Genomic DNA, 22,164 nt, shown 5'->3' on the forward strand with positions numbered 1-22,164 from the left:
GCGGGAGGGGTTCAGCGCAGCACGACGAGGGTGACGACGGTGAGCCCGGCGGCCAGGAGCAGGAAGATGAAGCCCCACGCGGGCGCGCGGCGGAACCACGGGCTGTTGCGGTCCAGCGAGATCTTGCCCGCGCCCGCGAACAGCAGCGCGAAGCCCGCCGCCGCGTACACCGCCTCCAGCTCCACCCCGCCCGCGAAGGCGCCCACGTCGATGCGCAGGTAGATGGCGTTGGCCATCACGCCGAGCACGCCCGCGGCGGCGGCCGGGGTGAACAGGCCGAGGACGAGCAGCGCGCCCGCGCCCAGCTCGGTGCCGCCGAGCACCCAGGCCAGCAGGTTCGCCCGCTGGAAGCCCAGCCCGGTGAGCAGGTCGGTGGTGCCGCCGATGCCCGGACCGCCCAGCAGGCCGAACACCTTCTGCAGGCCGTGGCCGACGAACAGCGCGCCGACGGTCACCCGGAGCACGAACAGCGCCAGGTCCGCGCCGAAGTGCCACTCGTGCGGGGGCCGGGTGCGCGCGGGGGCGTGGTCGGTGTCCGGCGCGGCGAAGGTCGTCGTGGGCCCGGTGTCGTAGCCGACCCTGTCGTACCCGGGGCCGGTGGTGGCCTCGGAGGTCCGGTAGAACTCGTCGCTGCTCACGGGCCGGACCCTAACGGCTCAGTACGCCCCTTGCACGAGGTTGTCCAGCTTCTCCCCGGCGAGGAACTTCGCCACCTGGCGGGCCACGACCTCGTAGGCGCGCGCCCGGTGCCCGCCGCTGCTGCCCGCCACGTGCGGGGTGATGAGCACCCCCGGCGCGCGCCACAGCGGGTGGTCGGCGGGCAGCGGTTCGGGGTCGGTGACGTCGAGCGCGGCGCGCAGCCTGCCCGCGGTCAGCTCGGCGAGCAGGGCCCCGGTGTCGACCACCGGGCCGCGGGCGACGTTGACCAGCACCGCGCCGTCGGGCATGCGGGCCAGGAAGGCGGCGTCGGCCAGGTGCCGGGTCTGCGGGGTGTTGGGGACGACCAGCACCACGACGTCGGCGGTGGGCAGCAGGTCGGGCAGCTCGGCCAGGGCCCGCACACCCGGGCGGGCGGTGGTGGCGACGAGGGTGCAGGCGGCGTCGAAGGCGAGCACCCGGCGCTCCACCTGCCTGCCGAGGTCGCCCGCCCCCACCACGACGACGTGCTTGCCCTGGAGGGTGTCGGTGATGTGCGGGTCCCACCGGCCCCCGGCCTGGGCGTCGCGGAAGAAGGGCAGGTCGCGGTAGGCCGACAGCAGCGCGGCGAGCACCCACTCCGCCGAGCTGCCGCCGTGCGCGCCCCGGCAGGTGGAGATCAGGACGTGCTCGGGCACCTTGCCGACCCAGGCGTCGGCGCCGGAGGTGAGCAGCTGCACCAGCCGCAGGTCGGGCAGCGCGCCGACGTGCGCCGCCTGGTCCCCGGCGAGGAAGTCGGGCACGAGCACCTGCGCGCCGCGCGCCCCGTCAGGCAGGTCGGTCAAGGTCTCGTAGCGGACAGCGCGCACGCCGTCGACGCCGGAGAGCACGGCGAGGCCGTGGTCGTCCGGCACCAGAACCGTGGTCGTCACGCTGACAACACTAGTTTCCCCCTGGCCGGTCCCGCGCCACCGCGACCGCCGCGGGCCGCCGGTGCGGCACACTGGGGGCACCATGCGCGAACACCACGTCCGGTCCGCGGACGGCACCCGGGTCCTCGCCTGGCAGTCCGGTTCGGACGGCCCGGTCGTCCTGCTCTGCCCGGGGTTGGGCACGATCCCCGAGGCCTGGCCCGCCCTGCTGCTGCCGGACTCCGGCGTGCGCGTGCTGAGCTGGTACCACCGGGGCACGCTGGGCACCGACCGGCCCGCGGACGAGAGCAGGATCACCCTCGACGACCACGTGGCCGACGCGCTGGCCGTGCTGGCCGACGCCGGGGTCGACCGGTGCGTGGTGATGGGCTGGTCGATGGGGGTGATGGTGGCCACCGAGCTGGCCACCCGCCACCCGGAGAAGGTGTCCGGGCTGCTGCTGGCCGCGGGGGTGCCCGGCGACCTGTTCGGCGCGATGCTCGGCGTGCTGGGGGTGCCGCGGCCGGTGGGCCGGGCGCTGGGGCTGGGGTTCGCCAAGCTCATGGGCGGGATCAGCCCGCTGGTGGACCTCGTGCTGCACAACGTGCCCGTCAACCGGGTGACCGCGACGCTGCTCCAGCACTCGGGGTTCATGCTGCCCGGGGCCTCGGACCCGGACGAGGTGGCCAAGGCGGTGCGCCGGTTCGTCGGCCAGGACGCCGACTGGTACGTGCGCCTGGCGCTGGCGGTGGCCGACGTGCCGCAGCGCGACCTGACCGGGGTCGGGGTGCCGGTGACGGTGCTCGCGGGCCGCTACGACGTGCTCGCCGACCCGGAGCAGGCGGTGGCCGCGGTCGCCTGCCTGCCGCACGCGCGGACCCGGGTGGTGCCCACGAGCCACTTCATCCCGCTGGAGGCGCCCGGGGTGGTCGTCGAGGAGCTGGCGGAGCTGGTGCGCCGGGTGGCGGCGGTGGAGCGGGCCCGCTCCGACACGCTCACCAGGGGTTCACGGCCGCGCGCCTAGTGTGGGTGACCATGTCCGGTATGCCGCGCAGGTCCCGCGTGCTCGCGGCCTCGTCCGCGGCGGCGGCTGCCCTGCTGCTGTCCTCCTGCGCCACCTTCACCGACCAGCCCGCCCCGTCGAGCTGGTCGGCGGCCCCGCAGCTGAGCCCGCAGGCCGCCCCGGACCCCCAGGAGGGCGGCGGCAGCGGTGGTGGCGGCGGCATCGGCGGCACGGCGGTGCCCCCCACCTCGGTCCCGCCCCCGGACGGCTGCAAGGACTTCCACCCCGCGGTGCTGGGAACCTGCCTGGACACCGTCTCCGCGGTGGCGGCCCTCCCCGGCGACGGCACCAACCCGTCCGCCCTGGTGGGCGAGCGCGCGACCGGCAACATCTACCTGGTGAAGAAGGGCGCGGACAAGGCCCTGTTCGCCACCGTCCCGGTGGACCCCACCGGCGACGGCGGCCTGACCGGCCTGGCCCTGTCCCCCACCTACGTCGAGGACCAACTGGTCTTCGCCTACATCACCACCCCCACCGACAACCGTGTGGTCCGCATCGCCCCCGGCGACTCCCCCAAACCGGTCCTCACCGGCATCCCCCGGGGCACCACCGGCAACCGCGGCTCCCTGGCCAACGACCACCGCGGCGCCCTGCTGCTCGCCACCGGCACCGCGGGCAACGCCGCCGCCGCGGCCAACCCCACCTCCCTGGCGGGCAAGGTCCTGCGCCTCACCGCCGACGGCAAACCCGCCACCGACAACCCCACCCCCGGCAGCCTCGTCGCCTGGACCGGCCTGTCCTCCCCCGCGGGCGTCTGCGCCTCCCTCGACGGCTCCCAGGCCTGGGTCACCGACCGCACCCCCGAAGCCGACGTCCTCTACAAGCTCGACCCCGGCAAACCCCTCGGCGCCCCGGCCTGGCGCTGGACCGAACGCCCCGGCGTCGCAGGCTGCGCCTCCACCACCCAACTCCTCTGGGTCGCCATGTCCACCGCCGCCCACATGGAAAGCCTCCCCCTGGCCCCCGACGGCTCCTTCACCGGCAAACCCGTCGTCACCCTCGAACCCCCCGACGGCTTCGGCAGCCTCGACGGCCTGGACCTGATGACCGAGCAGATCGCCATCGGCGGCACCACCAACAAGAAGTCCGGCACCCCCACCACCAGCGACGACCGAGCCGTCATCATCGTCGTCCAGCCCCAACCCGGCAACGGCGGCGGCCAGGACTAGTCCCCCCTTCCCGTCCCCACCCTCAGACCCCTCCCCTTCCCTTCCCCTCCCGAAGCCGAAGGCGAGCCCACTGGTCGGTAGAGCCGTCGTTCGGCCAACGCCACCCCCACCCCGCAACCCCACGCGCCCAGCCCCCCACAACAGGCCGGCACCCCCAACACCGCTCAGCTGAGCAAGAAGTCATGGGCTTTGCTCAGACCCCCGGCCTGACCCAGTCCTGGCCGCTCGTAGCTCGGTGGAGGCGGTGTCAAGGGTGGGCGAAGCCCATCGCGAAGCGACGCCCGCAGGGCGCCCTTGACTCCGCCTCCACCGAGTTACACACTCGCGGCCCCCGAGGACAGGCCCCCACTGAGCCCACAGGGACAGGCCCCACTGAGCCACGGGGACAGGCCCACCTGAGCCCGTCCCCGCAGGCACCCCGCTCACACCTGGCAGCGCTCCAGCACCAGCTCCCGCACCCGCTTCGCGTCAGCCTGCCCCTTCGTCGCCTTCATGACCGCACCCACGATCGCCCCAGCGGCGGCGACCTTCCCGTCGCGGATCTTGGCCGCCACGTCCGGGTTCCCGGCCAGCGCCTCGTCCACCGCGGCGTAGAGCGCGGAGTCGTCGGACACGACCTTCAACCCGCGCGCCTCGACGACCTGCTCCGGCTCACCCTCGCCGTCGAGCACGCCGTCGACGACCGCGCGCGCGAGCTTGTTGGTCAGCGACCCGTCGGCCACCAGCGCGATCACCTTGGCCACCTGCGCGGGGGTGATCGGCAGGTCGCCCAGCTCCACGCCCCGGTTGTTGGCCTGCTGCGCCAGGTAGGACACCCACCAGGACCGGGCCTCGCCCGAGGGCGCGCCCGCCTGCACGGTGGCCGCCACCAGGTCGATCGCCCCGGCGTTGACCAGGTCGCGCAGCTCCAGGTCGGACAGGCCCCACTCGCCCTGCACGCGCTTGCGGCGCTCCTCGGGCGGCTCGGGCAGGGTGGCCCGCAGCTGCTCGACCCACTCGCGGGAGGGGGCGACGGGCACCAGGTCGGGCTCGGGGAAGTACCGGTAGTCCTCGGAGGTCTCCTTGGGCCGCCCGGCGCGGGTGGTGCCGGAGGCCTCCTCGAAGTGCCGGGTCTCCTGGCGGATGGTGCCGCCGGAGCCCAGCACCGCGGCCTGGCGGCACATCTCGTGCCGCACCGCCCGCTCGACGCTGCGCAGCGAGTTGACGTTCTTGGTCTCGGTGCGCGTGCCGAACTCCGCGGCGCCCTTGGCCATCAGCGAGACGTTGGCGTCGCAGCGCAGCGAGCCCTGGTCCATCCGCACGTCGGAGACGTCGAGGGCCTTGAGCAGGTCGCGCAGGGTGCGCACGTAGGCGCGGGCCACCTCGGGGGCGCGGGCGCCGGTGCCCTCGATGGTCTTGGTGACGATCTCGACCAGCGGCACGCCCGCCCGGTTGTAGTCCAGCAGCGAGTGGTCGGCGCCGTGGATGCGGCCGGTGGCGCCGCCGACGTGCAGCGACTTGCCGGTGTCCTCCTCCATGTGCGCGCGCTCGATGAGCACCCGCACGACCTCGCCGTCGTCGAGGGTGACGTCGAGCCAGCCGTTGTAGGCGATCGGCTCGTCGTACTGCGAGGTCTGGAAGTTCTTCGGCATGTCCGGGTAGAAGTAGTTCTTCCTGGCGAACCGGCACCACTCGGCGATCTCGCAGTTGAGCGCGAGGCCGATGCGGATGGCCGACTCCACCGCGGCGCCGTTGACCGCGGGCAGCGCGCCGGGCAGCGCCAGGCACACCGGGCACACCTGGGTGTTGGGCTCGCCGCCGAAGGTGGTGGGGCACCCGCAGAACATCTTGGTGGCCGTGGACAGCTCGACGTGCACCTCCAGCCCGAGCACCGGGTCGTAGGTGGCGACGACCTCGTCGTAGTCGACCAGCTCGACCGCAGCGGTCACCGCTTGCCCCGCAGCGCGCGCGCGGCCAGCAGCAGCCCGGTCACCGCCACGACGGCGCTGCCCAGGGCGTTGACCAGGGCCAGCTTGTCGCCGTCGGCGCGGGCGGAGCGCAGCCCGTTGGCGGCGCTGGTGGCCGCGGCCACCGAGCTGATGACGCCGAACAGGCCCTTGGTCTTGGTGGTGGACTTCGTCGCGGCCATCAGCGCACGACCTCCAGTTCCGGGACGCGGTGGATGAGGGCGCCGCCGTCGGCGGCGTCGCGGGCGGCCTCGTAGGCGGCCGCCACCTGGTAGCCCCGGTGGTCCTGCAGCGCCGGGGAGAACACCTGCAGGCCGACCGGGAGCCCGTCGACCAGGCCGCACGGCACGCTCAGCGCCGCGCCGCCCGCCATGTTCGACGGGATGGTGCACAGGTCGACCTGGTACATCGCCAGCGGGTCGTCGACCTTCTCCCCGATGCGGAACGCGGTGACCGGGCTGGTCGGGGACACCAGCACGTCCGCCTGGCCGTACGCGGCCTCGAAGTCGCGCTTGACCAGCGTGCGCACCTTCTGCGCGGAGCCGTAGTAGGCGTCGTAGTAGCCCGCCGACAGCGCGTAGGTGCCGATGATGATGCGCCGCTTGACCTCGGCGCCGAACCCGGCGTCGCGGGTCAGCGACATGACCTCCTCGGCGCTGCGGGTGCCGTCGTCGCCGACGCGCAGGCCGTAGCGCATGGCGTCGAACCGGGCCAGGTTCGACGACGCCTCGCTGGGGGCGATGAGGTAGTAGGCCGACAGCGCGAGGTCGAAGCTCGGGCAGGACACCTCGACGACGGTGGCGCCGAGGTCGCGCAGCTGGGCCACCGCGGCCTCGAAGGCGGCCAGCACGCCCGGCTGGTGGCCCTCCCCGACCAGCTCGCGCACCACGCCGACGGTGAGCCCGGACAGGTCGCCGGTGGCGCCGCGGCGGGCGGCGTCGACGACCGGGGGCACCGGGGCGTCGATGGAGGTGGCGTCCATCGGGTCGTGCCCGGCGATCACCTCGTGCAGCAGGGCGGCGTCGAGCACGGTCCGCGCGCACGGGCCCGCCTGGTCGAACGAGGAGGCGTAGGCGACCAGGCCGTAGCGGGAGACGGTGCCGTAGGTGGGCTTGACGCCGACGGTGCCGGTCATCGCGCCGGGCTGGCGGATGGAGCCGCCGGTGTCGGTGCCGATGGCCAGCGGCGCCTCGAAGGCGGCCAGCGCCGCGGCCGAGCCGCCGCCGGAGCCGCCGGGGATGCGGTCGAGGTCCCACGGGTTGCGGGTGGGGCCGTAGGCGGAGTTCTCCGTCGACGAGCCCATGGCGAACTCGTCCATGTTCGTCTTGCCCAGCACGGGCAGGCCCGCGGCGATGAGCCGCTGGGTGACGGTGGCGTCGTAGGGCGGCAGCCAGCCCTCCAGGATGCGGGAGCCGCAGGTGGTGGGCGAGCCCAGGGTGGCGAGCACGTCCTTGACCGCCACCGGCACCCCCGCCAGCGGCGACACCGGACCGCGCCCGGCGGCCAGCTCCTCGTCGACGGCCTTGGCGGCGTTGAGCGCGGCCTCGGCGTCGACGTGCAGGAACGCGTGCACGGCGGGGTCCACCGCGGCGATCCGGTCCAGGTGGGCCTGGGTGGCCTCCACCGAGGACACCTCGCGGCCGTGGATCTTCTCGGCCAGCTCGGCGGCGGTGAGCCTGGTCAGCTCGGTCATGCTTCCTCCCCCAGGATGCGCGGCACGCGGAAGCGGCCGTCCTCGGCGGCGGGCGCGGCCGCCAGCGCCTGCTGCTGCACCAGCCCGGGGCGGACCAGGTCGTCGCGGAAGACGTTGGTCAGCGGCACCGCGTGCGAGGTGGGCGGGATGTCCTGGTCGGCGACCTCGCCGACCCTGGCGACCGCCTGCACGATCTTCTCGAGCTGGCCCGCGAACAGGTCGAGCTCTTCTTCGGTGACGGCCAGCCTGGCCAGTCTGGCGAGGTGGGCCACCTCGGCGCGGGAGATGCTGGGCACTCGACGAACCCCCGGGGTTGTCTGCTTCGGTCCTCGTCGCGGCCGGGCGGTGTCCCGGCGCGACCAGGGGAGTCTATTTGCCGAGCGCCCGCGCCTTGTCCCCGGGCGCGCGGGGGTGCTACACCGTGGTGCGGAAGTGGTCGGCCGCGGGCACCGCAGCCGGGCGCGGGGCCGTGCGGCCAGGTCGGGGCGGTGGGCGGGGCGGGCGCGGGGCACCGGTGGCGGGGTCCGCGCGACCCCGGCCGGAACCGGTGACCTGGCCCGCGGGCGGCGTCCCACCGAGCGCGGGCGGGCTCATCTGCGAGAATGTGCGGTCGGCGCAGGGCGCGGGCGGCAGGGTTCCGCGCACCGAGTTCGGGAGGCGTTCGCCTTGTCGTTCCTGATCCGGGTCCAGCTCCCGGACAGCCCAGGCACCCTGGGCGCGGTGGCCACCGCGCTGGGCGCGATCGGCGCCGACATCCTCAGCGTCGACGTGGTCGAGCGCGTGGGCGGCACCGCCATCGACGACCTGGTGGTCGAGCTGCCCGGCGGCCGCCTGCCCGACGTCCTCATCACCGCCGCCGAGTCCATCGAGGGCGTCGAGGTCGACGCCGTGCGCCCGTACGCGGGCGTCCTGGACACCCACCGCGAGCTGGAGCTGGTCGAGGAGGTGGCCGCCGACCCCAAGTCCGGGCTGGCCATCTTCACCGAGGGCGTGCCCAAGATCGTCCGGGCGGGCTGGGCCCTCGTCGTCGCGGCCACCCCCGGCGGCGGCAACCGCATCGCCGCCTCCACCGCCGCCCCCGACGTGCAGACCCTCCCCCTGCCCTGGCTGCCCCTCCCCCGGGCCACCGTCCTCGACGGCGAGGAGAGCTGGGTGCCCGCCACCTGGCGCGAGCTGGGCACGGAACTGGCCGCGACACCGCTGGGCAAGCCGGACCGGGTGCTGCTGGTCGGGCGGCCCGGGGGGCCGATGTTCCGGGCGGCCGAGGTGGCGCGGTTGGCGCACCTGGCGGGGATCGTCGCTGTCGTGCTGCCTGACTGAGGCTGCTTGCCGGCCTGCTTGGTGCGGGCTTGGTTCGGGGAGTTGGGCGGGTGGCCCGGTTGGGTGGATCCGCTTGGTCGGGGCCCCTACGGCGATCATGTGCTGCGGGCGGGGAAAAGGCGGGCTGAAAAGACGCCCGCCCGTCCCGTTGGGTAGCACATGATCGCCTCCCCCGACCAAGCGGATCCACCCAACCGGGCAGAGCCCGCTGTCCGGGCTCGGCTTGTGGGCGCTCGCCTCTACTTCGCGTTGGCTGCTGGGGGCGGGAAGTGGTGTGCGTGGAGGTGCGGTGGGGGCTCAGGAGGTGGGGACCGGGGCGGCGTAGGCGAGCAGTTCGACTTCGGGGCCGGGGCGCCAATCGCGGTCGGGGAGGCGGCGGAAGCCGAGGCGTTCGTAGAGGCGGTGGGCGGTGGACATGGTGCGGGAGCTGCACAGGACGATGGTGGGCAGGGCCAGTTCCCGGGCTCGGGTGAAGACGGCGCGGACGAGGGTTTCGCCGACGCCGCGGTTGCGGGCCCGGGTGCTGACGGCGAGCATGCGGAACTCCAGTTCGCCCTCGCGGCTGATCTCGGCGTAGGGGGTGCCGGGGAGGGCGATGGTGACGGTGCCCAGGAGGGTGCCGGTGGTGTCGACGGCGACCAGGAGCTCGGCGGAGCGCATGCGGGAGTCGGCGTCGGAGAGGGTGGCGGCGTAGCCGGTGGGGTCTCCCGACTCGGGGAGGTAGCCGTCGGCGCGGTAGGCGGCGATGGTGAGGGCGCCGATGGCGGGCAGTTCGTCCACTCGGGCGGGTCTGACCGAGATGTCGGACACGGGGGGCTCCCTGTGCTCGTCAGGCGGGGGTGTCGAGGGAATCGTCGGGGGTGGTGGATCCGTCGGCGCCCGCGGCGGGGTCGGTGCCCGCTCCGGCGTCGGCCGGGGCGGCTCCGGCGGTGGGGTCGCCGGTGGTGGCGAGGGGGCGGGCGGCGTCGGGGCCGTCGGAGAGCAGGACGGCGAAGCCGCGCTCGTCGAGGACGGGGACCTTGAGCTGGAGGGCCTTGTCGTACTTGGTGCCGGGGGCCTCGCCCACCACGACGAAGGCGGTCTTCTTCGACACCGAGCCGGAGGCCTTGCCGCCGCGGCTGAGGATGGCCTCCTTGGCCTCGTCGCGGGAGTGGGTGGTGAGGCTGCCGGTGACGACGATGGACAGGCCCTCCAGGGTGCGCGGGGTGGACTCGTCGCGGTCCTCGGCCACCCGCACGCCCGCGGCCGTCCACTTCGCCACCACCTCCCGGTGCCAGTCGACGGCGAACCACTCGCGCACCGAGGCGGCGATGGTGGGGCCCACGCCCTCGGCGTCGGCCAGGGCCTGCTCGTCGGCCTCGGCGACGGCGGCCACCGAGCCGAACTCGCGGGCCAGGGCGCGGGCGGCGGTGGGGCCGACGTGGCGGATCGACAGCGCGACCAGGACCCGCCACAGCGGGCGGTCCTTGGCGGCGGCCAGGTTGCGCACCAGCTTGTGCCCGTTGGCCGACAGCTCACCGGCCTTGGTGCGGAACAGGTCCACGCCCAGCAGGTCGTCCTCGGTGAGGTCGAAGACGTCGCCCTCGTCGGCGATGGCGCCCGAGGCGAGCAGCGCGGCGGCGGCCTCGTAGCCGAGCACCTCGATGTCGAACGCGCCCCGGCCCGCCAGGTGGAACAGCCGCTCGCGCAGCTGCGCCGGGCAGGTGCGGGCGTTGGGGCAGCGGATGTCGACGTCGCCCTCCTTCTCGTGCCGCAGCGCGGTGCCGCACTCCGGGCACTCGGTGGGCATCGCGAAGGCGCGCGCGTCGGCGGGCCTGGCCTCCACGACCGGGCCCAGCACCTCGGGGATCACGTCGCCCGCCTTGCGGATGACCACCCGGTCCCCGATGAGCACGCCCTTGCGCTCGACCTCGGCGGCGTTGTGCAGGGTGGCCAGCTCGACGGTGGAGCCCGCGACCTTCACCGGGGCCATCACCGCGAACGGGGTCACCCGACCGGTGCGGCCGACGTTGACGCGGATGTCGAGCAGCGTCGTGGTCGCCTCCTCCGGCGGGTACTTGAAGGCGATGGCCCAGCGCGGCGCGCGCGAGGTGGACCCCAGCCGCCGCTGCGCGGCCACCTCGTCGACCTTGATGACCACACCGTCGATCTCGTGCTCGGCGTCGTGGCGGTGCTCGCCCCAGTACCGGATGTGGCCCGCCAGCTCCGCCGGGTCGGCGATCACCCTGGTGTGCGCGGACACCGGCAGCCCCCACGCCGCCAGCGCCCGGTACGACTCGGACTGGGCGGTGGGCTCGAACCCCACCCGCTTGCCGAGGCCGTGGCAGATCATCCGCAGCGGGCGGGACGCGGTGACCTTCGGGTCCTTCTGCCGCAGCGACCCGGCGGCGGTGTTGCGCGGGTTGGCGAACGGCGCCTTGCCCGCCTCGACCAGCGCGGCGTTGAGCTCGGTGAAGTCCTCCACCCGCAGGAACACCTCGCCGCGCACCTCCACCAGCTCCGGCACGGGGAACTCGTCGGTGCCGGTGAGCCGCTCGGGGACGTCGCGCATGGTGCGGACGTTGAGCGTGACGTCCTCGCCGGTGCGGCCGTCGCCGCGGGTGAGGGCCCTGGTGAGGCGACCGCCCTCGTAGAGCAGGTTGATCGCCAGGCCGTCGATCTTCAGCTCGCACAGGTAGTGCGCGCCGTCGCCGACCTCCTTGCGCACCCGGTCCACCCAGGCGCCCACCTCGTCGACGTCGAAGGCGTTGTCCAGGCTGAGCATCCGCTCCAGGTGGTCCACGGCGGCGAACTCGGTGGAGAAGGTGCCGCCGACGCGCTGGGTGGGCGACTGCGGGGTCACCAGCGCGGGGTGGCGCTCCTCGATCGCCTGGAGCTCGCGCAGCAGCTCGTCGAACTCGCCGTCGGAGATGGTGGGCGCGTCCCGGACGTAGTAGGCGAACTGGTGGCCCAGCAGCTCCTCGCTGAGGGCGGCGTGGCGCTCCCGCACGTCCGCGGGCACGTCCTCGACGCCCTCGACCTCCACGGCACCCCCGGCCCGCGCGGGGACGGCGGTGAGGTCCGCGGTGGGGTCCGCCAGGTCGCCGGTCGGGTCGTGGCGGGGGTCCTGCTCAGCTCCGTTCACACCCCCACACTATCGCCGGGGGACGACAAAACCCGCCCTCAGCCGGTCATCGCCCGCACGAGTCTGCGCAGCTCAAGCAGGTCGACGCAGTCAACGGGCTCGGTCGCGGCGGTCTCCACCCTGCGCAGCCGCCGCCCGGCCAGCCGCTCGCCCAGGGCGGCGTCGAGCGGCAGGAAGGTGAGCGCGGCGCGGGCGGGCTCGTCCAGCTCCGCGAGCACCGGGTGGTGCACGGCCACGTCGACCACGCCCGCCGCCTCGTCCACCTGCACGTGCACCCGCACGTCCGCAAGCGCGACCCGGTGCGGGCCCAGGTTCACCACCACCCCGGTGGGGTCGGGCACCGGCGGGACGGAGTCGTGGTACTCCCAGAGGGTGCCGTCCGGCGGCGCAGCGGCCTTCCAGGCGTCGGTGACCGGGCGCAGCGCCGGGTCCTCCTGCCCGGAGACCACCAGCGAGTAGATCGCCACCTGCCCCCGGTCGAGGGAGAAGTGCAGGTCCGGGTGCAGCGCGGCGACCAGCTCGCACAGGGCGTTCTCCACCCGGTGCGGCTCGCCCTCCCCCAGCGCGGCGGCGACCTCCGGCAGCAGCTCGTGCCAGCCGTCCCAGAACCGCGCGGCCGCCTCGGCCGGGTCGGGGCGCTCGGGCGCGGGAGCGGGCTTGGCGGAGCGCTGGGGCAGGCGGAACCACGTCATGCCCCGATTGTGCCCGCGGGCCCGGCCCGGTGGTGCCGTTCCGCGATTCCCCCGCCGGGTGGCGCTCAGTCGCGGAACGCGGCGGTGAGCACGTCCCGGTTGAGGGTGGCGATGGTGGTCAGCGGGATGCCCTTGGGGCACACGGCGGTGCACTCACCGGTCTGGGTGCACCCGCCGAAGCCCAGGTCGTCCTGGGCGTCGAGCATGTCCCTGGCGCGGGACCAGCGCTCGGGCTGCCCCTGCGGCACCTTGCCCAGGTGGGTGAGCTTGGCCGCGGTGAACAGCATCGACGACCCGTTGGGGCAGGCCGCCACGCAGGCGCCGCAGCCGATGCAGGCCGCCGCCTCGAACGCGGCGTCCGCGTCCGGCTTGGGCACCGCGACGGCGTGCGCCTCCGGCGCCGAGCCGGTGGGCGCGGAGATGTAGCCGCCCGCCTCGACGATCCGGTCGAGCGCGGACCGGTCGACCACGAGGTCGCGCACCACCGGGAACGGCGCGGCCCGCCACGGCTCGACGACGATCGGGTGCGCGGGGTCGAAGTGGCGCATGTGCAGCTGGCAGGTGGTGGTGGCGCGCTCGGGGCCGTGCGCCACGCCGTCGATCATCAATCCGCACATCCCGCAGATGCCCTCGCGGCAGTCGTGGTCGAAGGCCACGGGGTCCTCGCCCGCGAGGACGAGCCGTTCGTTGAGGACGTCCAGCACCTCCAGGAACGACATGTCGGGGCTGACGTCGTCCACCTCGTACTCCACCAACCCGCCCGCGTCCTGCGGGCCGGACTGGCGCCACACCTTCAGCGTGTACTTCACCGGTAGCTCCTCACGGACGGGGTGACTGCCTCGAACCCCAGGTGCTCGCGGTGCAGCACCGGCTCGGCGCCGGTGTGCTCCCAGGCCGCGACGTAGGCGAAGTGCTCGTCGTCGCGGCGCGCGTCGCCGTCGGGGGTCTGCGACTCGACGCGGAAGTGCCCGCCGCAGGACTCGGTGCGGTGCAGGGCGTCCACGCACATCAGCTCGGCCAGCTCCAGGAAGTCCGCGACCCGGCCCGCCTTCTCCAGCTCCTGGTTGAGCCGGTCGCCGGAGCCGGTGACCTTGACCCGGCGCCAGAACTCGGCGCGCAGCGCGGGGATGCGCTCCAGCGCCTTGCGCAGGCCCTCGGCGCTGCGCTCCATCCCGCACAGGTCCCACATGAGCCTGCCCAGCTCGCGGTGGAACGACTCGGCGGTGCGGTCGCCGTCGACGGCCAGCAGCGCGGCGACCTTCGCGCGGACGTCGTCCTCCACCGCGTCCACGTCGCGGTCGGGCACGGCGCCGAAGGGCCCGTCCGCCAGGTAGTCGCCGATCACCGCGGGCAGCACGAAGTACCCGTCCGCCAGGCCCTGCATGAGCGCGCTCGCGCCGAGGCGGTTGGCGCCGTGGTCGGAGAAGTTGGCCTCACCGATGACGAACAGGCCGGGGATCGTGCTGCGCAGGTCGTAGTCCACCCACAGCCCGCCCATCGTGTAGTGCACGGCGGGGTAGATGCGCATGGGCACCTCGTAGGGGTCCTCGTCGGTGATGCGCTGGTACATCTCGAAGAGGTTGCCGTACTTGGCGGCGACGGCGTCCTTGCCGAGGCGGGCGATGGCGTCGGCGAAGTCCAGGTACACCCCCAACCCGCCGGGGCCCACACCCCGCCCGGCGTCGCAGACGTCCTTGGCCTCGCGGGAGGCGATGTCGCGCGGCACCAGGTTGCCGAACGACGGGTAGAGGCGTTCGAGGTAGTAGTCCCGCTCGTCCTCGGGGATGTCGCCGGGGGCGCGGGTGTCGCCCGCCTGCACGGGGACCCACACCCGCCCGTCGTTGCGCAGGGATTCGCTCATCAGCGTCAGCTTCGACTGGTGGTCGCCGCTGACGGGGATGCACGTGGGGTGGATCTGGGTGTAGCAGGGGTTGGCGAACAGGGCGCCCTTCTTGTGGGCGCGCCAGATCGCGGTGGTGTTGCACCCCTTGGCGTTGGTGGACAGGTGGAAGACGTTGCCGTAGCCGCCCGTCGCGAGGACGACGGCGTCGGCCAGGTGCGCGGAGATCTCCCCGGTGACCAGGTCGCGCACGACGACACCGCGCGCCCTGCCGTCGGAGACGACCAGGTCCAGCATCTCCGTGCGCGGGTGGGTCTTCACCGTCCCGGCGTGCACCTGGCGGGCGAGGGCCTGGTAGGCGCCGAGCAGCAGCTGCTGGCCGGTCTGGCCGCGCGCGTAGAAGGTGCGGGAGACCTGGGCGCCGCCGAAGGAGCGGGTGTCGAGCAGCCCGCCGTACTCGCGGGCGAACGGCACGCCCTGGGCGACGCATTGGTCGATGATCTGGGTGCTCACCTGCGCGAGGCGGTAGACGTTGGACTCGCGGGAGCGGAAGTCGCCGCCCTTGACGGTGTCGTGGAACAGCCGGTGCACGCTGTCGCCGTCGCCGCGGTAGTTCTTGGCGGCGTTGATGCCGCCCTGCGCGGCGATGCTGTGCGCGCGGCGGGGGCTGTCCTGGTAGCAGAAGGACAGGACGTTGTAGCCCAGCTCGCCCAGGGTCGCCGCCGCGGACCCGCCCGCGAGGCCGGTGCCGACGACGATGACGGTGAGCTTGCGGCGGTTGGCCGGGTTCACCAGGCGGGCGGCGAACCGGCGGCGCTCCCAGCGGGTCTCCAGCGGGCCGTCCGGCGCGCGGGTGTCGGTGATCGGCTCGCCCTCGGTCCAGGGCTGCTCTGCGGAGGGGTGCACGGCGGGCTCCTAGGCGATGATTCCGAAGAGGACGGCGAACGGCACGGACAGGAACCCGGCCGTGACCACCACGGCCACGCCCAGGGCGGTGGCGCGCACGGCGGCGGCCCGCTTCGCGCTGGCGACGCCCAGGCTGCGCAGCGCGCTGAACACCCCGTGCCGCAGGTGGAAGCCGAGCGCGACGACGGCGAGGGTGTAGGCGAGCACCACGTACCAGTGCTGGAAGTCCGCGACGACGTTGGCGTGGATCTGGCCCGGCACGCCGTTGGGGTTGAGCACGCCCGCGGTGAGGTCGAGCAGGTGGTAGACCACGAACAGGGCGATGATCACCCCGCCCCAGCGCATCGTGCGGGCGGCGTAGCTGCCCTGGACCTTGGCGCGCTTGGCGTAGCCGACCGGGCGGGCGCGGCGGGCCCGGCGGGCGAGCTGCACCGCGGCGGTCATGTGCAGCACCACGGCGAGCAGCAGCACCACGCGCACCACCCACAGCAGCCCGCCGTGCCCGAGGACGGGTGCGCCGAACTCGCGCAGGAAGCGCCCGTAGGAGTCGAGCGCGCCCGGTCCCGCGAACGCCTTGAGGTTGCCCGCCATGTGCGCGACGACGTAGAGGAGCAGGACCGCGCCGGACACCGCCATGACGGCCTTCTTGCCGACCGTGGACGACCACAGGCGCAGCAGCGCCGACTGCCGCTTCCGGTGCCGTTGCTGGGATCCCGCGACCTGGGTGGTGGTCATGCCGCCACGCTAGGAGCGCCCGCGACAAGTCGTCCAATACATGATCGGGCTCGACACGATAGCCTGGGGCTATGACGCTCCAGCAGCTCGCGTACTTCCTGGCAGTGGCCGAGACGCGGCACTTCACGCGGGCGGCGCAGCGGGCGCGTGTGGCGCAGCCCTCACTGAGCAAGCAGGTGCAGGCGCTGGAGTCGGAGCTGGGCGCGCCGCTGTTCTCCCGCGCCCGGGGCAACATCACCCTGACCCCGGCTGGCGAGGCGCTGCTGCCGGTGGCCAAGCGCATCCTGTCCGACGTGGACACCGCGCACCAGGAGGTCGCGGAGCTGGTGGGGCTGCGCCGGGGCCGCATCCGGCTGGGCGCCACCCCCAGCGTCTGCGTGGGCGTGCTCGCCGACGCGCTGCGCACCTTCCACGACCAGTACCCGGGCATCCGGCTGCTGGTGGAGGAGGGCGGCTCCCGCGACCTGACCGCGGCCCTGCTCGGCGGCGAGCTCGACCTGGCCATGGTGATCGTCCCGCCGCAGGGCGTGGACCCGGCGCTGACCAGCACCCCCGTGCTGCGCGAGCACCTGGTGGTGGCCTCGGCGGCCGACGACCTGCCCGACCAGGTGCCGCTGGAGTACCTGCGGGACAGGCCGCTGTGCATGTTCCGCACCGGCTACGACCTGCGCGAGACGACGTTGCAGGCGTGCCGGGCGGCCGGGTTCGAGCCGGTGCTGGCGGTGGAGGGCGGGGAGATGGACGCGGTGCTGCGGTTCGTCGAGGCGGGCCTGGGCCTGGCGCTGGTGCCGAGCCTGGTGCTGCCCGGGCGGCCGCGGCTGCGCGCCACCCCGCTGTCCGGACCGGGCATCCGGCGCACCATCGCCTTGGCGCACCGCACGGACGTGCCCCCGACGGCGGCCGCGCGGGCGTTCCGGTCGGTGCTGCTGGGGCACCTGGACGCGCTGGTGGCCGCCGACGCGCTGCCGGTCGGCGTCGAGGTGCCCGCCGCGGACCGCTGACCGGGCCCGGCAGGCAGGGTCGCTCAGCCGGCGAGCCACTGCGAGTTGGCGCCGCACACGATCAGGGCGGGCAGGTCGCCGGGCACCGCACCGGCCAGGAGGGCGGCCAGCGGGGCCGCCGCGGCGGGCTCCACGGCCAGCCGGAACTCCGACCACAGCAGGTCGCGGGCGGCCAGGATGTCGGCGTCGTCGACCAGCACCGAAAGCGCTTGCGCGTCGCGGAGCACGGCGAACGGCAGGTCGCCGACCCTGGTCGCGCCCAGGGCCGAGGCGGCGATCGAGTCCGTGGCGGAGTCGACGGGGCGGCCCGCGTCGAGGGCGTCGCGCAGGGCGCAGCACCCGGTGGGCTCGACCGCCACGGTGCGCACGCCGCTGAGGGCCGTGCCCGCCGCCAGGCCACCGCCGCCGACCGCGACGACGATGCTGTCGACCTCCGGGACCTCCGCGACGACCTCCGCCGCGCAGGTCCCCTGGCCCGCGACCACGAGCGGGTGGTCGTAGGCGGGCAGGTACAGCGCGCCGCCTGCGTCGGCGGCGGCGACCGCGGCCAGGGCGGAGTCGGCGTAGGTCGCGCCCCCGCGCACGAGCCGGGCGCCCTGGGCCTCGATCAGGCGGGCCTTGACCTCCGGCACGGACTCGGGCACGAAGACGGTGGCGGGGACGCCGAGCAGGCGGGCGGCGGCGGCCACCGCCGCGCCGTGGTTGCCGCCGGAGGCGGTGACGACGGCGTCGGGCAGGCCGCCCGCGAGCAGGGCGTTGAGCGCGCCGCGCAGCTTGAAGGACCCGCTGAGCTGGAGGTGCTCCAGCTTCAGCACCACGGGCCTGCCGCCGACCTCGGTGCGCAGGACGGGGGTGCGCCGGGCGTGCGGGGCGATCCGCCCGGCCGCCGCCCGCACCGCCGCCGCGTCCACGGCCGCCGCGTCCACCGCCGCGCGCCCGGTGGTCCCGTCCACTGCCCTGCTCACTGCCTGCCTCCGCACTGCCCGGCGCGGGGTGCCGCCGTGCGCGGCGCCCGGGGGGTCGTCCCCACTGTAGGTCGCGGCATCGGACACACTTCCGGGATGAGCGCGACACCCTGGCCCGCGGGCGCGGCGACCTCGATCGGGTCCCTCCCCGGCACCGACCCCCGCGAGGCCGCCGCGGTGGTCCTCGGCGAACTGCCCGACTTCCCGCACCTGACCGAGCTGCCCGGCCGGGGGCTGGGCGCGGACCTGGTCGGGCGCACCGCGGGGCTGCTGGTGGACCTGCCGGTGGAGGTCGTGCCCTCGGGCTACCGCTGGACCGCGCACCCCGGCGTCGACCACCGGCGCGCCGAGGACCTGATGCGCTGGGACCTCGACGCGCTGGAGGAGGCCGCCGCGACGACCAAGCCGGGGCTGGTCAAGGTGCAGGTCGTGGGCCCGTGGACGCTCACGGCGAACGTGGAGCTGCCCCGGGGCCACCGGGTGCTCACCGACCCCGGCGCGCTGCGGGAGTTCACCGAGTCGCTGGGCGAGGGGCTGACCCGGCACGTCGCGGAGGTCAAGCGGCGCACCGGCGCCGAGGTGGTCGTGCAGGTCGACGAGCCGTCGATCACGGCGGTGCTCGCGGGCGCGCTGCCCACGCCCTCGGGGCTCGGCACGGTGGCTCCGGTGCCGGAGCCGGAGGCGCGCGAGGTGCTGGAGCGGGTGGTGGACGCGGCGAAGAAGGCCTCCGGTCAGCCGGTCGTCGTGCACTGCTGCGCCAAGCGCCCGCCGGTGGCGCTGTTCCGCGAGGCGGGGGCCACGGGCATCTCGTTCGACGTGACGCTGCTGGGCGGGGCGTCCGCGGCCTACCTCGACCAGCTGGGCGAGACGTGGGACTCCGGGGCGGTGTTCTTCCTCGGCGTCGTCCCGAGCACCGACCCGGCGAGCACCCCGACCCTGCGGCAGCTGGGCGCCCCCGCGCTCGCCCTGGCCGACCGGCTGGGGTTCGCCAGGGTGCGGCTGCCCGAGCTGGCCGTGCCGACCCCCACGTGCGGGCTGGGGGGCGCCTCGCCCGCGTGGGCGCGCAAGGCGCTCGCGCTCACCCGGGACCTGGGGCGGGTGTTCGCGGAGGACCCCGAGTCCTGGTGAACTGGGGGTCTCATCCTCCGCCACGACCCCCCGACCGGCCGGACACGGCTCCACGCCGCCCGTTCAGGCCCGCATCACCGCGGCGATGGGGATGCGGGCGGCCCGGATCGCGGGCAGCAGCCCCCCGAGGACGCCCGCGGCGACACCGGCGACGATCCCGGCGACGCCCGCCTGCCAGGGGAAGCCGAGGTCGCGCAGCATGGCGTGCTGGGACCCGAACAGCCGCTCGGCGGCCTGCAACCCCAGCGCCCCGGCGCCGATCGCCGACCCCGCCGTGAGCAACCCGGTGATCAGCGTCTCGCTCAGCACGATCCCGGCCAGCAGCACCCTCGGCGTGCCGACCGCCCGGCGCAGCGCGAACTCCTCCACGCGCTCGCCCACCGTCGCCAGGCCGACGTTGAGGATTCCCGCGACGCCGATGAGCAGCACGAGCACGGCCATCCCCAGGAAGATCCAGCGCATCAGGGCCAACTGCGAGCCGATGCGCTCCTGGGAGTCGATCGTGCGCTCGTAGATGCCGTCCCGCGAGCCCACCGCCTCGAACCGCGCCCGCAGCGTGTGCACCACCGATTCCGCCGAGGGCCACAGATACAGCGACATCTGCGCCCCGCGGGCCGGGTCGAGCCAGGTGTGCAGCTCATCGGCGCGCAGGTAGGCCGTTGGCTGGCTGGACCCGTCGTCCACCACGCCGAGGATGCGCGGCGTCGCGTCGACCGGGGCGCCGTCGACGTGCAACTGCGCGGGCACGGTGTACCGGGAGAGGCCCGCGGCCGCCTCCTTGTTGAGCACCAGCCCCGGTGACAGGGATGGCGCGCCGTCGAAGGACAACCACTGCCCCGACTGCTGCGGGAACGGCCGGAACTGCCGGATGTCCCCGATGAGCCCGGTCAGCATGAGCGAGATGGCCTGCCCGTCGGGCTTGGGACGGTCGCCGGGGGCGGCGGGCCTGCACGTCCCTCCGCTGTCGCACACCAGGTCCGGGCCGCCGTAGCCCATCCCCGCGTACTCGAAGGGCAGGGCGCCCGGGTTCACCGGTTGGGTGTTCGGCTCACCGAGGACTGCCAGGGTGGAGGTGGTGGCGACGACGTCGGGGTGATCGCGCAGCACCTCGCGCACGACGTCGAGCCCGCGCGGGTGGCCGGGCAGGGTGGCCAGGACGGCGCCGTCGCGGCCCTGGGAGAGCTCCACGTCCGCGAGCAGCGCGCGGTGGGCGATCTCGGACCCGGCCTGCACGGCGACCACCGCGAGCACGCCGAGGAACAGGCTCACCACGGACAGGGCCGTGCGCAGCTTGCGGGCGCGGATGCCCTGGCCGCCGATGACGAGAGCGGAGCGGAACCGGCCGGAGAGCGCCATCAGGCAGGCACCCCCTTCGGCTCGGGCCGCAGGACCCCGTCGACGAGGCGGACGACGCGCTGCATCCGGTCGGCGTGGGCGTGGTCGTGGGTGACCAGCACCAGCCCGCACCCGCGCGCGGTGACCGCGTGCAGCGCCTCGATGACCAACGCGCCGGTCTCGGTGTCCAGGGCGCCGGTGGGCTCGTCGGCGAGCAGGACGCGCGGGCCGCGCACCAGGGCGCGGGCGATGGCCACCCGCTGCTGCTCGCCGCCGGACAGCCGCGGCGGCCGGTGCTCGGCCAGGTGCGCGATGCCGACCGCCTCCAGCGCGGCCGCCACCCGCGCGCGGCGTTCCCGCCGCCCCGCCCAGCCCTGCCCGTTGACCAGGGCCATGGCCACGTTCTGCGCGGCGGTGAGGTGCTTGAGCAGGAAGAACCGCTGGAAGACGAACCCGAAGTGCTCGCTGCGCAGCCGGGCGGCGCGGCGCTCGGGGACGCGGGTGATGTCCTGGCCCGCGAGCAGGTAGCGGCCGTCGTCGGGCCGGTCGAACAGCCCGACGAGGCTCAGCAGGGTGCTCTTGCCCGAGCCGGAGCGGCCGAGGATGGCCACGCTCTCGCCCGCGGCCAGGCGCAGGTCGGCGCCCGCCAGGACCGGGCGCGGCGCCCCCTGGCCGGTCAGGGTCTTGGTGATGCCGGTCAACTCCAGGAGCGGGTCCACCCGTCAGCCCCCCTGGGTCGGCCGCGGCGCGGCGGGCAGGTCCGGGCCGGGCACGGCCAGGGATTCCGCGCCGGTGAGCCCGGACTTGACCTCCACGACCCGCCCGTCCGTCATGCCCAGCACGACGTCGCGGGTGGTGCGGCGGCCCTGGGCGTCGACGACGTCGACCTTGCCCGCGCCCTGGCGCCCAGCGACGGCCTCGACCGGCGCGACCAGCACGCCGGTGGCCCGCGCGGTGACGACCTCCAGGGTGGCGGTGGCGCCGTTGATCAGCTTCACCCCGGCGGGCGGGGTGCAGACCAGCCGCATCCCGGTGGCCGCGGACGGTTCACGCGAGCCGGTGGGCTGCTGCGGCGCCTGCTGCGGGGCCTGCGGCGGCGCGGACGGGTCCGGCTGTCCAGTGGGGACGGTGGCGGGCGGCGGTTCGGGGATGGTGCCCGGCGGCAGCGCGGCGATGGTGCCGAGCACGGCGCAGTCGAAGGGCCCGGGTCCGCTGGTGATCTGGGCGGTGACCGTGGCCAGGCCGTCGGTGAGGGTGTAGGCCTGCGCGCCGTCGACCTCCGCGACGATGCCGTAGCCGCCGTACTCCGCCGACACCACGGGCATCCCGGCGGTGACGGTGGCACGGTCGTCGACGAGCCTGCCCGCGAAGGTGGACCCCGCGGGGACGTCGATCGCGGTGGACCGCCCGCCCGCCCACACCGCGCCCGCGCGGGTGGGCTTGGTGGGCGTTCCCTTGCCTGCTTTGACCTCCGCGTAGCGGATCTGCCCGTCCACGGGGGCGACGAGCCCGAACACCGGGTTGATCGTCACCGTGCCGTCCAGGCTCACCTTGTTGGTCATGTCCTGCCTGCTCGGCTTCACCGTCGTCAGCGTGGTTCCGCGCTCGGCGAGCGTGGGCACGGGCTCGGCGGGCGAGCCGCTGGAGCAGCCCGCGACCAGCAGGACGACCCCGAGCACGGCGGCGCAGGGCACCACCGG

Annotated in this window: 21 protein-coding genes; 5 read left to right on the plus strand and 16 right to left on the minus strand. The window is 74.8% G+C overall.

All coding sequences use genetic code 11. From position 1 onward, the window contains the following. Positions 1 to 11 precede the first annotated feature (11 nt). Entirely contained in the window at positions 12 to 638 is a 627-nt protein-coding gene (locus tag BJP25_RS20945) for a DoxX family protein (RefSeq protein WP_075976685.1), read from the minus strand. An 18-nt stretch (positions 639 to 656) separates the two neighbouring features. Next, entirely contained in the window at positions 657 to 1,568 is a 912-nt protein-coding gene (locus tag BJP25_RS20950) for a 2-hydroxyacid dehydrogenase (RefSeq protein WP_075976686.1), read from the minus strand. Positions 1,569 to 1,650: 82 nt separating this feature from the next. Between BJP25_RS20950 and BJP25_RS20955 the strand changes: the two genes are divergently transcribed. Both BJP25_RS20955 and BJP25_RS20960 read left to right on the plus strand, forming a co-directional pair. After that, positions 1,651 to 2,571, plus strand: coding sequence for an alpha/beta fold hydrolase (locus tag BJP25_RS20955; protein WP_075976687.1), 921 nt, complete (start codon positions 1,651 to 1,653; stop codon positions 2,569 to 2,571). A 20-nt stretch (positions 2,572 to 2,591) separates the two neighbouring features. Next, positions 2,592 to 3,779 carry a PQQ-dependent sugar dehydrogenase gene (locus BJP25_RS20960; RefSeq protein ID WP_075976748.1) on the plus strand — a complete coding sequence of 396 codons (1,188 nt, stop codon included), beginning with the start codon at positions 2,592 to 2,594 and terminating at the stop codon, positions 3,777 to 3,779. Between the two features lie 422 nt (positions 3,780 to 4,201). Here BJP25_RS20960 and gatB read toward each other — a convergent pair whose 3' ends face one another. Genes gatB through gatC form a run of 4 tightly spaced genes read right to left on the minus strand, consistent with a single transcriptional unit; the run spans position 4,202 to position 7,714 of the window. Then, positions 4,202 to 5,707: an Asp-tRNA(Asn)/Glu-tRNA(Gln) amidotransferase subunit GatB gene (gatB, locus tag BJP25_RS20965; RefSeq protein ID WP_075976688.1), complete on the minus strand. Its 1,506-nt coding sequence runs from the start codon at positions 5,705 to 5,707 to the stop codon at positions 4,202 to 4,204. Next, positions 5,704 to 5,907, minus strand: coding sequence for a hypothetical protein (locus BJP25_RS20970; RefSeq protein ID WP_075976689.1), 204 nt, complete (start codon positions 5,905 to 5,907; stop codon positions 5,704 to 5,706). The genes gatB and BJP25_RS20970 overlap by 4 nt, the downstream gene beginning before the upstream one ends. Then, positions 5,907 to 7,418, minus strand: coding sequence for an Asp-tRNA(Asn)/Glu-tRNA(Gln) amidotransferase subunit GatA (gatA, locus tag BJP25_RS20975; protein ID WP_075976690.1), 1,512 nt, complete (start codon positions 7,416 to 7,418; stop codon positions 5,907 to 5,909). Before gatA ends, BJP25_RS20970 begins: the two co-directional genes overlap by 1 nt. Further along, positions 7,415 to 7,714 carry an Asp-tRNA(Asn)/Glu-tRNA(Gln) amidotransferase subunit GatC gene (gene gatC, locus BJP25_RS20980; RefSeq protein ID WP_075976691.1) on the minus strand — a complete coding sequence of 100 codons (300 nt, stop codon included), beginning with the start codon at positions 7,712 to 7,714 and terminating at the stop codon, positions 7,415 to 7,417. Before gatC ends, gatA begins: the two co-directional genes overlap by 4 nt. 370 nt (positions 7,715 to 8,084) lie before the next feature. On the opposite strand from gatC, the gene BJP25_RS20985 reads away from it, so the two are divergent. Beyond that, the gene (locus BJP25_RS20985; RefSeq protein ID WP_075976692.1) at positions 8,085 to 8,738 is read left to right on the plus strand and encodes an ACT domain-containing protein; all 654 of its coding nucleotides are present in this window, start codon (positions 8,085 to 8,087) and stop codon (positions 8,736 to 8,738) included. A gap of 297 nt (positions 8,739 to 9,035) precedes the next feature. Here BJP25_RS20985 and BJP25_RS20990 read toward each other — a convergent pair whose 3' ends face one another. The 6 genes from BJP25_RS20990 to BJP25_RS21015 form a co-directional block, all read right to left on the minus strand. Continuing rightward, positions 9,036 to 9,548 (minus strand): GNAT family N-acetyltransferase, encoded by a 513-nt coding sequence (locus BJP25_RS20990; RefSeq protein ID WP_075976693.1) that lies wholly within the window; start codon positions 9,546 to 9,548, stop codon positions 9,036 to 9,038. A 19-nt stretch (positions 9,549 to 9,567) separates the two neighbouring features. Beyond that, positions 9,568 to 11,763: an NAD-dependent DNA ligase LigA gene (gene ligA, locus BJP25_RS20995; RefSeq protein ID WP_233158189.1), complete on the minus strand. Its 2,196-nt coding sequence runs from the start codon at positions 11,761 to 11,763 to the stop codon at positions 9,568 to 9,570. A gap of 137 nt (positions 11,764 to 11,900) precedes the next feature. Further along, positions 11,901 to 12,554, minus strand: a complete 654-nt coding sequence (locus BJP25_RS21000; protein ID WP_075976694.1) for a hypothetical protein — start codon at positions 12,552 to 12,554, stop codon at positions 11,901 to 11,903. 65 nt (positions 12,555 to 12,619) lie between these two features. Beyond that, positions 12,620 to 13,363 (minus strand): succinate dehydrogenase/fumarate reductase iron-sulfur subunit, encoded by a 744-nt coding sequence (locus BJP25_RS21005; RefSeq protein ID WP_075976695.1) that lies wholly within the window; start codon positions 13,361 to 13,363, stop codon positions 12,620 to 12,622. Next, the gene (locus tag BJP25_RS21010; protein WP_075976696.1) at positions 13,360 to 15,300 is read right to left on the minus strand and encodes a fumarate reductase/succinate dehydrogenase flavoprotein subunit; all 1,941 of its coding nucleotides are present in this window, start codon (positions 15,298 to 15,300) and stop codon (positions 13,360 to 13,362) included. The genes BJP25_RS21005 and BJP25_RS21010 overlap by 4 nt, the downstream gene beginning before the upstream one ends. A 9-nt stretch (positions 15,301 to 15,309) precedes the next feature. After that, the gene (locus tag BJP25_RS21015) at positions 15,310 to 16,035 is read right to left on the minus strand and encodes a succinate dehydrogenase cytochrome b subunit (RefSeq protein WP_075976697.1); all 726 of its coding nucleotides are present in this window, start codon (positions 16,033 to 16,035) and stop codon (positions 15,310 to 15,312) included. A 71-nt stretch (positions 16,036 to 16,106) separates the two neighbouring features. Here BJP25_RS21015 and BJP25_RS21020 point away from each other — a divergent pair, with 71 nt between their 5' ends. Then, on the plus strand, positions 16,107 to 17,036 hold the full coding sequence (locus BJP25_RS21020) for a LysR family transcriptional regulator (RefSeq protein ID WP_075976698.1): 930 nt from the start codon (positions 16,107 to 16,109) through the stop codon (positions 17,034 to 17,036). Positions 17,037 to 17,059: 23 nt separating this feature from the next. On the opposite strand, the gene BJP25_RS21025 is transcribed toward BJP25_RS21020, so the two are convergent. Then, complete coding sequence (locus BJP25_RS21025) at positions 17,060 to 17,947, minus strand: serine/threonine dehydratase (RefSeq protein ID WP_075976749.1); 888 nt, start codon at positions 17,945 to 17,947, stop codon at positions 17,060 to 17,062. A gap of 150 nt (positions 17,948 to 18,097) precedes the next feature. Here BJP25_RS21025 and BJP25_RS21030 point away from each other — a divergent pair, with 150 nt between their 5' ends. After that, entirely contained in the window at positions 18,098 to 19,129 is a 1,032-nt protein-coding gene (locus BJP25_RS21030; RefSeq protein ID WP_075976699.1) for a methionine synthase, read from the plus strand. 63 nt (positions 19,130 to 19,192) lie between these two features. On the opposite strand, the gene BJP25_RS21035 is transcribed toward BJP25_RS21030, so the two are convergent. The 3 genes from BJP25_RS21035 to BJP25_RS21045 are packed head-to-tail and all read right to left on the minus strand — an operon-like array spanning position 19,193 to position 22,143. Beyond that, positions 19,193 to 20,485: an ABC transporter permease gene (locus BJP25_RS21035; protein WP_075976700.1), complete on the minus strand. Its 1,293-nt coding sequence runs from the start codon at positions 20,483 to 20,485 to the stop codon at positions 19,193 to 19,195. Continuing rightward, positions 20,485 to 21,183 (minus strand): ABC transporter ATP-binding protein, encoded by a 699-nt coding sequence (locus BJP25_RS21040; protein ID WP_084794290.1) that lies wholly within the window; start codon positions 21,181 to 21,183, stop codon positions 20,485 to 20,487. The genes BJP25_RS21035 and BJP25_RS21040 overlap by 1 nt, the downstream gene beginning before the upstream one ends. Positions 21,184 to 21,186: 3 nt before the next feature. Beyond that, positions 21,187 to 22,143: an efflux RND transporter periplasmic adaptor subunit gene (locus tag BJP25_RS21045; RefSeq protein ID WP_233158186.1), complete on the minus strand. Its 957-nt coding sequence runs from the start codon at positions 22,141 to 22,143 to the stop codon at positions 21,187 to 21,189. Positions 22,144 to 22,164: the final 21 nt, after the last annotated feature.

This window comes from Actinokineospora bangkokensis (genome assembly GCF_001940455.1).
Taxonomy (GTDB): Bacteria; Actinomycetota; Actinomycetes; order Mycobacteriales; family Pseudonocardiaceae; genus Actinokineospora; species Actinokineospora bangkokensis.